Origin of the sequence: uncultured Sphingosinicella sp., from assembly GCF_963974575.1 — a bacterium.
Taxonomy (GTDB): Bacteria; Pseudomonadota; Alphaproteobacteria; order Sphingomonadales; family Sphingomonadaceae; genus Sphingosinicella.
Map to the genome: position 1 here is coordinate 155,936 of NZ_CAXBBQ010000005.1, position 13,143 is coordinate 169,078.

General features: G+C 61.7%; 18 protein-coding genes and 1 pseudogene. 6 read left to right on the top strand and 13 right to left on the bottom strand.

The genetic code is table 11. The features are described 5' to 3' along the window. Positions 1 to 8: 8 nt before the first annotated feature. From AAC014_RS10975 to AAC014_RS10995, 5 genes are all read right to left on the bottom strand, one after another. Complete coding sequence (locus AAC014_RS10975; protein WP_339708330.1) at positions 9 to 569, bottom strand: DUF488 domain-containing protein; 561 nt, start codon at positions 567 to 569, stop codon at positions 9 to 11. Next, positions 562 to 1,185, bottom strand: coding sequence for a uracil-DNA glycosylase family protein (locus AAC014_RS10980; protein WP_339708333.1), 624 nt, complete (start codon positions 1,183 to 1,185; stop codon positions 562 to 564). The genes AAC014_RS10975 and AAC014_RS10980 overlap by 8 nt, the downstream gene beginning before the upstream one ends. Next, a complete protein-coding gene (locus AAC014_RS10985) occupies positions 1,182 to 1,757 on the bottom strand; it encodes a hypothetical protein (protein ID WP_339708336.1) in 576 nt (191 codons plus the stop codon). The genes AAC014_RS10980 and AAC014_RS10985 overlap by 4 nt, the downstream gene beginning before the upstream one ends. Before the next feature lie 66 nt (positions 1,758 to 1,823). Next, positions 1,824 to 2,228, bottom strand: a complete 405-nt coding sequence (locus AAC014_RS10990) for a c-type cytochrome (RefSeq protein ID WP_339708339.1) — start codon at positions 2,226 to 2,228, stop codon at positions 1,824 to 1,826. 5 nt (positions 2,229 to 2,233) lie between these two features. After that, positions 2,234 to 2,809: a ferritin-like domain-containing protein gene (locus AAC014_RS10995; RefSeq protein ID WP_339708342.1), complete on the bottom strand. Its 576-nt coding sequence runs from the start codon at positions 2,807 to 2,809 to the stop codon at positions 2,234 to 2,236. 516 nt (positions 2,810 to 3,325) lie between these two features. Here AAC014_RS10995 and AAC014_RS11000 point away from each other — a divergent pair. Next, complete coding sequence (locus AAC014_RS11000; protein WP_339708345.1) at positions 3,326 to 4,153, top strand: ATP-binding protein; 828 nt, start codon at positions 3,326 to 3,328, stop codon at positions 4,151 to 4,153. 294 nt (positions 4,154 to 4,447) lie between these two features. On the opposite strand, the gene AAC014_RS11005 is transcribed toward AAC014_RS11000, so the two are convergent. From AAC014_RS11005 to AAC014_RS11035, 7 genes are all read right to left on the bottom strand, one after another. Beyond that, positions 4,448 to 4,813: a response regulator gene (locus AAC014_RS11005; RefSeq protein WP_339708348.1), complete on the bottom strand. Its 366-nt coding sequence runs from the start codon at positions 4,811 to 4,813 to the stop codon at positions 4,448 to 4,450. Between the two features lie 157 nt (positions 4,814 to 4,970). Then, positions 4,971 to 5,150: a hypothetical protein gene (locus tag AAC014_RS11010; protein ID WP_339708351.1), complete on the bottom strand. Its 180-nt coding sequence runs from the start codon at positions 5,148 to 5,150 to the stop codon at positions 4,971 to 4,973. Between the two features lie 12 nt (positions 5,151 to 5,162). After that, complete coding sequence (locus tag AAC014_RS11015; RefSeq protein WP_339708354.1) at positions 5,163 to 5,945, bottom strand: superoxide dismutase; 783 nt, start codon at positions 5,943 to 5,945, stop codon at positions 5,163 to 5,165. Then, on the bottom strand, positions 5,935 to 6,333 hold the full coding sequence (locus tag AAC014_RS11020) for a hypothetical protein (RefSeq protein WP_339708357.1): 399 nt from the start codon (positions 6,331 to 6,333) through the stop codon (positions 5,935 to 5,937). The genes AAC014_RS11015 and AAC014_RS11020 overlap by 11 nt, the downstream gene beginning before the upstream one ends. Next, positions 6,330 to 7,019 carry a carbonic anhydrase gene (locus tag AAC014_RS11025; RefSeq protein ID WP_339708360.1) on the bottom strand — a complete coding sequence of 230 codons (690 nt, stop codon included), beginning with the start codon at positions 7,017 to 7,019 and terminating at the stop codon, positions 6,330 to 6,332. The genes AAC014_RS11020 and AAC014_RS11025 overlap by 4 nt, the downstream gene beginning before the upstream one ends. Beyond that, the gene (locus AAC014_RS11030; RefSeq protein ID WP_339708363.1) at positions 7,019 to 7,660 is read right to left on the bottom strand and encodes a peroxiredoxin; all 642 of its coding nucleotides are present in this window, start codon (positions 7,658 to 7,660) and stop codon (positions 7,019 to 7,021) included. Before AAC014_RS11030 ends, AAC014_RS11025 begins: the two co-directional genes overlap by 1 nt. 98 nt (positions 7,661 to 7,758) lie before the next feature. Continuing rightward, on the bottom strand, positions 7,759 to 7,995 hold the full coding sequence (locus AAC014_RS11035; protein ID WP_339708366.1) for a hypothetical protein: 237 nt from the start codon (positions 7,993 to 7,995) through the stop codon (positions 7,759 to 7,761). A gap of 116 nt (positions 7,996 to 8,111) precedes the next feature. On the opposite strand from AAC014_RS11035, the gene AAC014_RS11040 reads away from it, so the two are divergent. From AAC014_RS11040 to AAC014_RS11055, 4 genes are all read left to right on the top strand, one after another. Beyond that, positions 8,112 to 8,261: a hypothetical protein gene (locus tag AAC014_RS11040; RefSeq protein WP_339708369.1), complete on the top strand. Its 150-nt coding sequence runs from the start codon at positions 8,112 to 8,114 to the stop codon at positions 8,259 to 8,261. Positions 8,262 to 8,499: 238 nt separating this feature from the next. Next, complete coding sequence (locus AAC014_RS11045) at positions 8,500 to 9,348, top strand: LysR family transcriptional regulator (RefSeq protein ID WP_339708372.1); 849 nt, start codon at positions 8,500 to 8,502, stop codon at positions 9,346 to 9,348. Between the two features lie 13 nt (positions 9,349 to 9,361). After that, on the top strand, positions 9,362 to 9,856 hold the full coding sequence (locus AAC014_RS11050) for a DUF6306 domain-containing protein (RefSeq protein ID WP_339708701.1): 495 nt from the start codon (positions 9,362 to 9,364) through the stop codon (positions 9,854 to 9,856). Between the two features lie 198 nt (positions 9,857 to 10,054). Further along, positions 10,055 to 10,903: a LysR family transcriptional regulator gene (locus AAC014_RS11055; protein ID WP_339708375.1), complete on the top strand. Its 849-nt coding sequence runs from the start codon at positions 10,055 to 10,057 to the stop codon at positions 10,901 to 10,903. A 95-nt stretch (positions 10,904 to 10,998) separates the two neighbouring features. Here AAC014_RS11055 and AAC014_RS11060 read toward each other — a convergent pair. Beyond that, a pseudogene (locus tag AAC014_RS11060) lies at positions 10,999 to 12,436 on the bottom strand (chloride channel protein). A gap of 77 nt (positions 12,437 to 12,513) precedes the next feature. Between AAC014_RS11060 and AAC014_RS11065 the strand changes: the two are divergent. Continuing rightward, entirely contained in the window at positions 12,514 to 12,927 is a 414-nt protein-coding gene (locus AAC014_RS11065; RefSeq protein ID WP_339708378.1) for a MarR family transcriptional regulator, read from the top strand. Positions 12,928 to 13,143: the final 216 nt, after the last annotated feature.

Below are 13,143 nucleotides of genomic sequence, written 5' to 3' on the forward strand. Positions count from 1 at the left end.
GAACCGGGTCAATCCGCAGCAATAGGCGGGTAGATGAGACCACCCGCGCCGACCCGTGCAGCGGCGTTCATGACTGCAGGTTGGGTGCGGGAAAGCCGCATCAGGTGGAAGACGTCTTGCTGCTTCAGCAGGAGATAGTCGGCCACGATCCGGCGATGGCATCGCCACCAGACGGCCTCGGCGCACATGATCGCGCAGCGTCGATCCGCCGCATGCGCGAGAAGAAGATCCAAGCCGGTCCGAAACGCGTCGGACAGGGCATAGTCGGCATAATTATGGAAACTCGGATTAGTCCAGAAGCCATTGAGCTCCGGCGGGATCGTCTTTGATTTCTTGCGCAGGCCGCCAAGTGCCGGGATCTGCTCGTAGCCTATCTGCCATGACGCAAGGGTCGCTGGCAGCGTGTCGCGGTTGAATTGGGGATTGGCGCGCGAGCGGGCGATGCTGCGAATATCCACCACCAGTTCCACCCTGCCGACTTGAAGCAACGCGACGAAATCCGCGATCGACCGTGTCGAATGCCCGATCGTATAGATGGGTTGGGCGGCCGACATCGAACGCTCAGCCACGGATGTCGGTCGCGGCACCGGAATGCCGATCGATCTTTTCCAGCTCGGGCCAAGCCTGCCGGATCGCGCGGCGCAGCTGTGGAAGAACCTCCTCCTCGAACCAGGGGTGTTTGCGCGCCCAGATCGTCACGCGCCATGAGGGGTGCGGAAGTGGGAATAAAGCCGGCAGATAGTATGCGAAATCGCGGACCCGCTCCGTAAGGTGACCCGGACCGAGCACATGATTTTGGGCGTGGCTTCCCACCAGGAGCGTCAGGCGAAGCCTTGGCATTGCTGCGAGCAGCCGTTCCCGCCACAACCGTGCGCATTCCGGGCGGGGCGGTGCATCGCCTTGTCCAGCGCGTCCCGGATAGCACAGGCCCAAGGGGAGGACGGCGATATGGGCGGCGTCGTAGAATTGATCCTCGGATAGAGCCATCCAGTCGCGCAACCGATCGCCCGAGGGATCGGAAAAGGGAACGCCGCTGGCGTGGACCTTGGTGCCGGGCGCTTGGCTTGCAATCAGGATGCGAGCAGTTGCGGAAATCTGCAGGACTGGTCTCGGACCGAGGGGCAAAAGGTTGCCGCATGCGGTGCAAGCCCGGACCTCCGCCAGCAAGTGTTCCAGATCGTTCATGCGTCCAGCGCGGCGTGGGGCAGGCTGTGGATGTGGATCTGATCGGCTGAGTATTTCCTCAGAAAATCGATGGCGCGCACTTCATGGGCAGGGTCGCGCGTTCTTACCCACAGCAGCAGTCCGCCGCGTATGAGCTGTTCCTCGAGATAATGCGCATGATGCTCTCCGAGCCATTTGGCGAGTACCGAGCCAACGAGCCCACCGGCGCCACCCGCGAGCGCCGCGCCGGTGATGACGGCGAGCAGCGTGCCACCTGTCGCGACGATGGCCCCGATCGCGGTGAGCGCGCCGACATACACCAGCCCGCCGATGATACCGCCCTCCGCGTCGCCAATCGCTTCGGTCGACACAAAGGCGGCGCGTGGCACGTCCGGATTGTCGGCGAGAATATCTACTCTGGAATAGCGATGGCCCAGTTTCTCCTGGACCGCCTGTTCGCTTGCCAGCAGACTGAGTTCCGACCGATGAAAGCCTGAACTGAGCAGTGTGTCGATCGCGTGCTGCAACTGTTCCGAACTGTGAAAAATGCCGACCGCTTCGCGCGGCAAGTCTGCGAGGTTATCGATCGCCATGAGATTTTTCCAATTTCTTAGGGCCATCGGCACATCGACCGAAATCCCTTGGTCATCGTCCGTCGCTCACCGGCGCGATGGATTTTGCGCGAGATATGCGATGATATCGACTCGCTCTTGCGGCGAACTCACACGAAAGCCCATCGTAGTGCCGGGCACCATCACCGTCGGCGCCGTCAACCAGCGGTCGAGATTGGCGGGGGTCCAGACAATGTGCGACGCGCTGAGCGCCGTTGAATAGCGGAAGCCGGCAACATGGCCCGCGCGTCGTCCGACGACGCCGCGATGTGCCGGCCCGGCGCGATTGCTATCAAGCGAATGGCATGCGCCACATTTCGCCTGATAGAGGTCGGCTCCGCGAACCGCATCGCCGCGCGGCGCGCCGACACCCCCGATCGCCGCGCCGCTGACCGTCATCACCGCCGCAAGCGCGAGCGCGCGGGTTCCCGCTCGGAAGTTGGCGTCGGCCATAAAGCCTATCCGAAAATCGGCGCCTGTTGCGGAATGGGTTCGTTCAGAACATTCCCGAGGATAGCGGCATGAAATGCCTCATCGCCGGCCAGGCGCGCGGAGAGCAGATGAAACTCTGTCGCCTGGAGCGACGGGATGATGCCCAGATAGGCGTTTGCGGCACCGCGCTCGAGGCGCAATGCGAGCTTGAGGACATCGGTCTGAGTTTTCAGAGCGCCGGCGCCGAGCGACGCGGCATAGTCAGCGATCGACTTGCTGGTGGCAGCCACGCCACCAAGGCGTCCGATTGCCGCCGCCAGATCATCGCGATGCGTCTTGTGATGGCTTTGGAAGGTTATGCCCACCTTGAGGACATCCGGTGAAAGAAGTCCGCTTTGTGCGGCGATCTGATAGGCGGCGATCCCTTCATGCTCCAGCGCCAAGGCAGCGTTGAGAAGCTGCACATCCTGCGCCGGCCGATCGGCTTGCCTCGCCGCAGCTGGAATGCCGCCGCCAAGTAAAGCGATCAGTCCGGCCGCGGAAAGCGTGGTCACGCCACGGGTAAGAACGGAGCGGCGGCTGCTGTTGGGGATATCGATCATCTTGTTGGTCCTCCTTCTTGGATTACTTTTGTTGGTCGGACATCTCCCGTCGCCGCCGTGCGAAGAGTCCGTCGTCCGGTCGGCTCCGAGCAACTTCTGGTCGCCCATCGTCGATCGTTTCCTTTTGTCCATTTGATGAGACGCATCGCAAAAGGTTCCCGAAAAATGGGAAGGAGGGGATCGTCGGGCAGACCAGACTGCTGGACACGCTGATCCGTGCTTCCAAAGTAGAAGGCGTCTGGACGAGCGATGGGGCTCGACAACCAGCCTTTAGGGAAGGGCGAGGGGCATATGCTCGCACTCGTGCAGATGAGGTGCCGCAACCAGAGCGTCCGCACTGCGGAAGAGGGCGTCCACACTACCCGTGTCGCTCTAAAGTGGATTTATATGCAATTTTAATGTTGTAAACAGGCAATAATATTAATTCGACTTCCTTTAAGGGCGCGCGCAATTGTTGGTAAACGAATCGCGTAGGGATGACGCTCGGCGTCATGTGGCAGGAAGGGACACCCTCATATGCCGGTCGATACACCACTGAGCTCGTCGGTCGATTTCGGGATGTCAGGCAGTGCGCGCGACATTGCAGCGCCAACCAATAAGGATCACGCGCCACCAGCATTGAGCTCCCGCGCGATCGAGCGGATGCTCGCTCTAGGTCAGATGAGCAGGGGTTTCGTGCATGATTTCAGGAACGTCCTTGGCGTGATTTCCGCAGCGGTGCGTCTGGCCGAACGACATGCTGACGATCCTTTGTTGGTCACCGACTTTCTCGTGGGCGCGCAGGAGGGAGTGGAGCGCGGGTTGCGGATGACCACGCGACTGCTCAACTTCGCGAGCGGGCATGATTGCGACATCCATGCTCACAACGTCAATGATGCCCTGGTACGATTGGAAATCCTGCTGCGATATGCTGCCGGATCGGGGATCCGGATTGTGGTGAAGCTCGGTCCCGACGTCCCGGATGTTGAATTTGAATTTCCGCAGTTCAACGCCGCGATCATGAATCTCGTCGTCAACGCGCGGGATGCCATGCCCGACGGCGGGACCATCCGGATCAGCACTGCCCTGATTTCGCGACCCGTATCGCGCGACCAAGGGCCGGATCATTACGTGCGGGTTCGGGTGAGAGACAATGGTACGGGCATGGACGCGGGGGTCAGGCGCAGGATCTTCGACCCTTTCTTTACTACCAAGGCCGGTGCCGGGACGGGACTGGGGATCCCGCAGATTGATGCGTTCGTGCGGCAGGCCGGCGGCTTCTTGAGGATCGACACCGCGATCGGTGTCGGCACCACCGTCGATCTCTTTTTCCCCTGTGCCGACGGTTCCGCCGATCTCCACTAGCAGTCGCGTAAGCTCGCTGGATCGACCGACTTTTAGTGGCAAGGACCGGCTCGCCACCCGAGTCATTCCCCTTTGGGCGCGGAGGCGGCCTGTCGGAAGCGCGCATGATAGACAGCGGAACGAGCGCCGTACCCAAAGTGGGCAATCGCAATCTGCTCGGTTGCCACGGCGCGCGCGAGAAGGGTGGGTTTATCGAAAGGGTCGGCGCTCGCGTGCCCAAGTTCGGCCGCGCACCACGCTTCGAGAATGTGGTCGTCGGAGCGCCGATGGACGCCGTTTTGCTCCAACAATATCTCAAGTTGTCCACCAATCGCTTATGCCATGGGGCCTAGCGATAAAGCCCGCGACGATCGGCAAGGTATTGGGCTCGGGACGAATCCGTCCTGAATTTATGAGAATGACCGTTTCGGGCCAGCGTTCGCGGATCGTGCCGGCGAGCTCAAGGCCGTCCATGCCACCCGGCGTTTCGACGTCAGTGAGGACAACGCCGATATCGCGACGATGGTCGAGAATCGCGAGTGCGTCACGAGCATCGTGGGTCTCGAATACGCGGTATCCCTCGTTCACAAGAGCTTCCGCGGCGAACATGCGCACAAGCGGTTCGTCCTCAACGACGAAGGCGATATTGTGATCCGGCGCGGACCCTTTCGGGTTCTCCATTATACATCTCTCCGCCCCCCCCCCCCGCCGCTCGAGGGATTCTTCCGCAGCGCGTCGGTGAAATTGCCGCGGACCGAGCGCTAAACCACTTCTCCAGCCACGTCATAGCCGGGGGTTGACGGTTCCAGCTCGTCGACCGGCGCCACCTGCTCGCTTATCAAAATGGCGAATTTCGCACCGGCATAGAGCTGCCCGGCTGATGCCAGGCTCGGGTGACGACCCGGATCTTGCCATTGATCTCGACCTGCTCGCCCGGGGTTGGGGAGCGCGCGAAATGAAAGCATCCGGTGGGTGTGGCATTCTTATGCTCGCGACCATCGAAGACATCGACTAGCATCTCGTTTCCTCTTTATTTGACGGGAACAGTGGACGGCGCGGGATATTGCCAGGGCTCGGCTCGGCCGAGGGCAGCGTCATATTGTTTCTCGGCGAAGGACCAGTCGGCGAGCTTGGTCCACCATAGCGTCAGCCACTGGGCGCGATCCTGCCGATGATCGATGTAATAGGCATGCTCCCACACGTCGCAGCACAGGAGCGGGGTGACACCATCGTCCAAAACGGGACATCCGGCATCATGGGTTGAGATAACCTCAAGCCTGTTGCCTCGCGCCACGAGCCAGACCCAGCCGGACGCGAAATGGCCTGTGCCTTCTGCGACGAAGCGCGTTCCGAGCGCTTCCATCCCGCCAAAGCTGGCGTTGATGGTAGTGGCGAGCACGTCGCCCGGTTGAGCAGGCGCCGGCGTCATGCTTTCCCAGAAGAAGCCATGGTTCCAGGCTTGGGCTGCATTGTTGAACAACCCTTGGGTGCCGCTCGCATGGGCCGCGCGAATGACGGCCTCGAGTGTCGATACCGCTTCATTCCGTTCGGCCAGCAGACGATTGAGCGTCTCGACATAGCGCGCATGATGCTTGCCGTGATGGATCGCCAAAGTCTCCGCGGAGAGGACGGGCACCAGAGTATCGATGCCATAGGGAAGGGGAGGGAGCGCGAATGCGACGGCGCCCGCGACAGAGGACCGTAAGGTGCTTGAGTCTAGATCAGCCATAGAAATCTCCTGATTTTGGGGAAAAGAGAGCAGTTCGCAGGCACCGGTGACGGACGGACGCGGGTTCGGCGGCTCAGTGGGCATGGCCAGCTCCTGCGGCGCGGGCGTTGAGGGCGGCGATGCAGAGCGAAATCACTCGATGCGCGTGGTCGCCCGGCCATCTGCCTTGCGCGCCCGCGACGATCACATGGGTGCCGTCCACTTCGATCCAACAGCCTGGCGGGACGAGGGTCGCAGCTGCCGAGCGGACTTCGGAATAGCGCAGCGCCCGCACGCGTGTACCGTCGGCTTGCGACCAGATCCCGGCCTCGACTCGGGGCAGTTCGATCAAAGCGGGGAACACGGCCAGGGCGATCTCGCCATCAAGCGCGCGACTTGGCGTGATGGCCCGTTGGCAGGCCGCAATGGCGACCGCAAGCTGCGCTCCACCACTGTCGCCCGCCAAGGCCGATGGTGAGCAAAGCATGCTCATCGAGCGCGCCCCGTGCCGTCAGGTGGAGGCACGCCGCGACCGTCCTGGTGGACCGGCTCGCAGACGGCGCGCAACAGACCATCGCTGATCGCATAAACCCATCCGTGCAGCGTTAGGGCAGCTTTCGCCGCCCATGCAGTACGCACGAGGCGGTTGGCGGCGAGGGCTTCAACCTGAGCGACGACGTTCCGCTCGCACAACGCATTGGCGTCGGCCTGATCGGGTGCGGCCTTGCAGGGATGCGCGTGGTGAACGGCCCGCACCGGTGCGAGCCAATCGCCGATCGCATCGGCTGTTGCGGGCGCCATGGCGGCCTGGATGCCGCCACAGCCATAATGGCCGACGACGATAATATGTTGAACGTGCAGCGCCTCGATCGCGAATTGCAGCGCGGCTGCAAAGTTGGGATCATTCTCCATTGCGAGATTGGCGACGTTGCGGTGGACGAACATCTCGCCGGGATCGAGGTTGACGATCTCGGTCGCAGGCACGCGGCTATCTGAACATCCTATCCAGAAGTAGCTGGGCCTCTGCTGGCCGACGAGGCGGCTGAAGAAGCTCGGATCGACCAAAGTCTTGGACTTTGCCCAAGCCTGATTGCGGGCGAACAGGTCGGCGAGGTCATTATCGTCACCGCGCGTCACGGTGGCGGGTTTTTCGGCCGCCCTATTCCCCCGCACGCTCATCACTGAGTAGCCTTCTCGAGGTCGACGACGCGGAGATAAGGTTTGAGGGTAGTGTACCCCTGCGGGAACAGGCGGGATGCCTCTTCCTCGGACAATTTGGGCGAAATGACCACAGGCTCGCCTGGGTTCCAGTTGACCGGCGTTGCGATGCTGCGGGCGTCGGTAAGCTGGAGGCTGTCGATTGCGCGCAGGATCTCCGCAAAATTACGCCCCGTCGAGGGCGGATACGTCAGAATCAGACGGACCTTGCGCAAAGGATCGATGACGAACACCGATCGCACGGTGACGGTGGGATCACTCTCCGGATGAATCATGTCGTACAGCGTCGAGACGCGGGCATCGGGATCGGCGATCATCGGAAAATCGAGCTTCGCGCCTTGGGTTTCCTCGATGTCGACCTCCCATCTGCGATGCGCTTCCACCGGATCGACCGAGAGTCCGATTGGCTTGACGTTGCGCTTGTCCCATTCAGGGCGGAGCTTGGCGACTTCGCCGAGTTCGGTGGTGCATACCGGGGTGAAGTTCTTCGGATGGCTGAACAGGACGCCCCAGCTGGACCCAAGCCAGTCGTGGAACCGGAGGAGGCCGTGCGTGCTGTTCTGTTCGAAGTCGGGGGCAATCTGCCCAAGCTGGATGGTCATGGACGCTCCTTCATGCTGCGGGGCCCATTGTGACGGGCTGGCAAAAATCAAACCGGCGAATGATATTCATGTTTCTCATCAACAATATTATTATAAACCTAGGGCTTGGGCGCGAGCCATCCGATGGAGAACAGCGCCGCGACTGAGGCGAGGAGCATCGCGACGGCGTCGTCATTCTTGTCCACGACACGGGCCTCTTCGAGCAGCCACAACATGACCCCGATCGAAAAGATGGCGCCCACGAGCGCGACCATCCAGTAGGCATGCGGCGGTCGGACATTCTCATCCTTGCCGGTCTGGATGCGGGCTTTGCGGGGGTCTTTCTTCATCGCCATAGCCGGCTTCGTCGCTGTCCGCTCCGTCGCTGGCTCACATCCTCGCGGTGCGTTGGTCTGGATGGGCCGGAGACGGGCGGCCAAACGGAATGAATGTCGAAAGGCGGCGGAATCTCGTGCGAACTTTCACGCACCTGGCGCTGCGCCGACCGTTCGATGTGAAGGCTGACGACAATACCGAGGCAGACCGCTGCGAAGAACGTAATCGCGGCGATCGAGAAGCCGGTACTGAAAAAGCCGTGATCGTGAAAATAGAGGATTCCTAGGCCCACGCCGACCAGCAGGAGGGTGAGCGCAGCTATGGTTGCGTACAGCTCAGATTTCCTGGGCGGGCGTTCGGGCCGGAAGAATCCTGGATGTCTCACTGGGCATTATGCTCGAACGTTGCAGTCTCTTCGATGATGGTTAGGGGTGAGGGTGTCACCTTGCACTGGTACCATCGATCCGCTAGCATCTATAATGCAAATGAATATTATTGCGCTTTGTACATAAGGAATTTGCTGTATGGACATCAGCGCCGCCCGCACTTTTCTGGAAGTCGTCAAGACCGGCAGCTTCGTGAGTGCGGCGGCCAATCTCCATTTAACCCAAACCGCGGTCAGCGCTCGAATCCGGGTGTTGGAGGACCAGCTCGATCGGCCGCTGTTCGTCCGCAACAAGGCTGGCGCGAAACTGACGCCTGCCGGCGAGCAGTTCCTGCGATTTGCAGCCACATTGGTTCAGGTCTGGGCGCGGGCGCAGCGTGCGGTGGCGCTGCCGCCCGGCCGGGAAACGGTCGTCACCGTGGGGGTCGAACTCAGCCTTTGGAGCCCGCTCTTGCGGCACTGGCTTCTGTGGATGCGGCGTGAATGTCCGGACATCGCCGTCGGCACACATATCGATGCTTCCGAGCGTCTCATGGAGCAGGTGCAGGAGGGATCGCTGGACGTTGCCGTGCTCTACGCGGCGCCGAGCCGGCCGGGGATCATCGCGGAACTGCTGTTTGAAGAGAAGCTTATCCTGGTCCGCACGACACCGACCGACCGGCCTCTTGCCCGCGAGGATCACGTACTGGTGGATTGGGGCGAGGAATTTGCCGCGAGCCACCAGGCGGCCTTTCCCGACGAACCCAATGCGGTGGTGTCGATCAGTTATGGCCCGCTCGCCCTCGACTATATCCTTGCGACGGGTGGTTGCGGCTATTTCCGCCAGGGTTTCATTCGGTCCTATCTCGATGAAGGGCGACTCGCGCTCGTGCCGAATAGCCCGGAATTCTCTTACTCCGCCCATGTGGTGCATTCGACGAAAGCCGACCAGGAGGTGATGAACCGCATCCGAGCGGGCCTCCGGGAGGCTGCGGCGCTTTCAGTGTGAGAGGTGACTCATGATACCAGAGGACGAGCCTTCATCTCCGGTCTGCTACATGGCCGAGGCAGACGACGTCTATATGGGCTTTGCTGGCCGCGACGAACTTCTCAAGAGCCTCGACGAGTTGCTTGAGGCTGAGCGAGCGGGGGCCAAGGTCGCGCTCGCCAGCAGCAGGATGCCAGCGACGCGCGCCTATACGGCGCTGATGCGCACCATTTGGGCCGATGAAGCGCGTTGGTGCGCGATGCTCGCCGAGCAGATCGGGCGCCTGGAGGCGACACCTTCGCACCAGACGGGCGCGTTTCGGGAAAAGGCGTTGGCGATCGCGGATCCATTCGACCGGCTGGCTTTCCTCAATCGGGGCCAAGCATGGGTTGTTCGAAAGCTGGAAGAGATGCTCCCGCGTGTGCGCGACGAGCAGCTTCACGGCGTCCTCAAGGACATGCTGGAAAGCCATAGGCGCAATATCCGGAGCGCCGCCGACCTCCTTCATACGGAAAACGCGGCGTGTTGAACCCGCGCCCGACACATGCACGTCGTGGGGCGTCAGGGCGGTCAGGTCGTGCCACAACGGGTTATTGTCCCGATCTAGCCAGACGCAGGATTGATGGAGCTCGACCCAACCCGCTCTGCTCTTGAGTAACCGCGTTTCCCGCGCTATTGCAATCGAAATTCGAATATGAATGCGCGTTATACGCAAGGAATTTGTACAGTGGACATCGCGGTAGCGCGAACCTTTCTCGAGGTTGTGAAGACCGGCAGCTTCGTGGGGGCGGCCGCCAATCTCAACCTCACCCAGACTGCTGTCAGCGCACGAATTCGGGGCTTGGAAGAGCAACTCGACTGCCCGCTGTTCATCCGCAACAAGGCCGGTGCCAAATTGACCCCCGCAGGCGAGCAGTTCCTTAGGTTCGCCACGACGCTGGTGCAGGTGTGGTCCCGGGCACGCCGCGCGGTGGCCTTGCCGCCGGGTCGTGAGACGGTGGTCACAGTGGGCGCGGAACTGAGCCTGTGGAGTCCGCTGCTGCGCCACTGGCTCCTGTGGATGCGGCGCGAATGTCCCGAAATCGCGGTTCGGACGCAGATCGACACAGCGGATAATCTGATGGAGCAGGTCCAGGATGGATCGCTCGACGTGGCGATCCTTTATGCCGCACCGCACCGGCCGGGCGTTGTCGCAGAGCTCTTGTTCGAAGAGAAGCTGGTGATGGTGAGAACCACACCCACGACAGCACCCCTATCGCCGCAGGACCATGTCCAGATCGATTGGGGCGATGAGTTTGCGGCGAGTTTCCAGGCCGCCTTTCCCAATCATCCCAACGCCGTGGTCTCAATTAGCTATGGTCCGTTGGCGCTGGAATATATTCTGGCGACGGGCGGTAGCGGTTATTTTCGGAAAGGCATTATCCGCTCCTATCTTGAGGAGAACCGGCTTGTCCTTGTTCCCGGCAGCCCGGAATTCTCCTATTCCGCATATGTCGTGCACTCCACCAAGGCCGATCCGGGCGTGATGGATCGCATCCGCGAGGGGCTCCGCGTCGCCGCAAAGATCGCCGTCTGATCGCCGCCGCCGAGATCGCGCTGCGATGCGCCGGGGCCGGAGCAGGCTCCGACGCACAGCCTGGCCCCGCAACCCAGCTTCTTCGACTGTTATCTTCAGGATGCGGGATTGGTTCGGCCTACAAACCGATTCCGTCCGGTTTCAGCAAGCCGGTTCGCACTACGGGCCTTAAGGAGATCCTGACACGACAAGATCCCGAGCACCCTGCGGGTTGCGCGGTCGATGATGGGGATTCGGCCGATTCCGGTTTCGATGATCAGATCGGCCACGACTCCGCTGGGCGTGTCGGGATAGGCGACGGGTTGCGCTGAATCGGAGATGGCATCGGAGAGCAGGGTTTTCGCGAGGCTCTGGCCGATTTGCCAGCGCAGCGCATCGGTTCGGGACACGAGGCCGATCAGGCGGCCCTCGGCATCGACGACCGGATAGCTGCGATGTTCGGCCTGGGTCGTGAAGAAGGCGAGCGTTTGGTCGATCGTGAGCCCCCCAAAAAGCGTTTGCGGATGACGAGTCATGAGCTGGGCCGCCTGCAGGAGATCGAGCGGATCGACGGTATATTCCTGAAGGATGTGGCGTCCGCGCCGCGCAATCTTTTCGGTGAGGATCGACCGGCGCATCAGCAAGACGCTGATCGCATAGGCGGCTCCGGCGGCGGCGACGGTGTAGGGGACCGCTTCGAAATGCCCGGTGAGTTCGACGGCGAACAGCGCGCCGGTCATCGGTGCGCGCATCGCGCCGCTCATGATGCCGGCCATGCCGATCATCGCCCACAAGCTCGCGTCGCCGGGGAGGAACTGGCCGATAAGGGAGCCGGCCGCGCCGCCGAGGATGAGAAGGGGCGCAAGGACGCCGCCTGACGTTCCCGAGCCCAGCGCAACGAGCCAGACCACGGCCTTCACCGAGGAGCGCGACGACGACCTTGAGCGCCAGCGAACCCGTCAACAGGGCTTCGATGCTAGCATGGCCGGCGCCCAGGACATGCGCGTCGATCAAGCCGCCGAGGCCAACGACGATCGCGCCGATCGCCGGCCACCACATCCAATGGACCGGCAATTTGTGGAATACGTCTTCGATCCTTTAGAGCGACGTCGACAGCAACATTGCCTCAAAGCCGACCAGAAGGCCGATGCCGGCGGCGGCGAGCAAGCCCCAGCTTGAATCGGGCGCTGTTGCGATCATCGGAAACATCGGTCACGAACGAAGGAAAAGGGGCCGCCACGCCAAAGAAACGATCGCGGCGACCACGACGGGTACGAAGCTGCGCGGTTTCCATTCGAATAGGAGCACCTCGACCGCCAGAAGAATGGCGGCGAGCGGGGTGCCGAAGATCGCAGTCGTACCTGCGGCCGCGCCCGCAACGAGCAAAGTCTTTCGTCCCGCAGCGCTCAGATAGAAGCATTGGGCGAAGAGCGACCCTATGGCGCCGCCGGTTCCCACGACCACAGCCATGAGCGCCAGCAGCGGCATCCGCAGATCGACGGAATGGTCTGCTAGTTGATGAGTCTCAACGACTCGCGTGGGGGTTAGGGACATAGGGCGGGCATAACCTCTTGCTGTTGGATGAGGCGCATTATATCGCAATGCGATATGGTTCGACGCGGAGATTGGTTGTGCGTGCAAAGGGCGCTTTACTGGCCGAGGGAGATTATCACGCTCTGGCGGATTTTCGGCACGAGATCCGGCGCTTTCAGGCGTTTAGCGAGGCGCATGCGAGCAAGGTCGGGCTGACTCCGCAACAGCATCAGGCGTTGCTGGCTATTCGTGCCGCCGATGCCGATCAGGCGACTGTCGGCTATATCGCCGAGCGGCTGATTCTGAAGGCGCATAGCGCGACAGGCTTGGTCGATCGCCTGGATGCATTGGGTCTGATCATCCGCGAGGTGTCGCCGGACGATCGTCGTCGTACGCTCCTGCGGTTGACCCCAAGGGCCTATGACATTCTCGCGTCGCTTTCCGCGGTGCACCGCGAGGAAATCCGGCGGCTGCGACCGTTGCTGCTCGAGATTTTCGATAAATTCGATTGAATCGTTGGACTGCGCGAGGTGATCAAGCGGGGAGTGTCCAGCGCCGGTCTCCAGAAATCCAGCGGCGACCCAGTATCGGCCAGGCGCACCGAACGGGGGCTGAGCGTTGGCCTGGCATTGCTGGGCAGCACAGCTGTCATACGACGTCCGTTCTAGTTGCAGGCTGGAACGGTAGTACGCCTGGAAAACGAAACTCATGCTCGGCAATATAGACGC

Coding starts and splice junctions, on each gene's coding strand:
- AAC014_RS10980 (WP_339708333.1), bottom strand. CDS start 1,185: ATGAACGATCTGGAACACTTGCTGGCGGAGGTCCGGGCTTGCACCGCA.
- AAC014_RS10985 (WP_339708336.1), bottom strand. CDS start 1,757: ATGGCGATCGATAACCTCGCAGACTTGCCGCGCGAAGCGGTCGGCATT.
- AAC014_RS10990 (WP_339708339.1), bottom strand. CDS start 2,228: ATGGCCGACGCCAACTTCCGAGCGGGAACCCGCGCGCTCGCGCTTGCG.
- AAC014_RS10995 (WP_339708342.1), bottom strand. CDS start 2,809: ATGATCGATATCCCCAACAGCAGCCGCCGCTCCGTTCTTACCCGTGGC.
- AAC014_RS11000 (WP_339708345.1), top strand. CDS start 3,326: ATGCCGGTCGATACACCACTGAGCTCGTCGGTCGATTTCGGGATGTCA.
- AAC014_RS11005 (WP_339708348.1), bottom strand. CDS start 4,813: ATGGAGAACCCGAAAGGGTCCGCGCCGGATCACAATATCGCCTTCGTC.
- AAC014_RS11010 (WP_339708351.1), bottom strand. CDS start 5,150: ATGCTAGTCGATGTCTTCGATGGTCGCGAGCATAAGAATGCCACACCC.
- AAC014_RS11015 (WP_339708354.1), bottom strand. CDS start 5,945: ATGCCCACTGAGCCGCCGAACCCGCGTCCGTCCGTCACCGGTGCCTGC.
- AAC014_RS11020 (WP_339708357.1), bottom strand. CDS start 6,333: ATGAGCATGCTTTGCTCACCATCGGCCTTGGCGGGCGACAGTGGTGGA.
- AAC014_RS11025 (WP_339708360.1), bottom strand. CDS start 7,019: ATGAGCGTGCGGGGGAATAGGGCGGCCGAAAAACCCGCCACCGTGACG.
- AAC014_RS11030 (WP_339708363.1), bottom strand. CDS start 7,660: ATGACCATCCAGCTTGGGCAGATTGCCCCCGACTTCGAACAGAACAGC.
- AAC014_RS11035 (WP_339708366.1), bottom strand. CDS start 7,995: ATGGCGATGAAGAAAGACCCCCGCAAAGCCCGCATCCAGACCGGCAAG.
- AAC014_RS11045 (WP_339708372.1), top strand. CDS start 8,500: ATGGACATCAGCGCCGCCCGCACTTTTCTGGAAGTCGTCAAGACCGGC.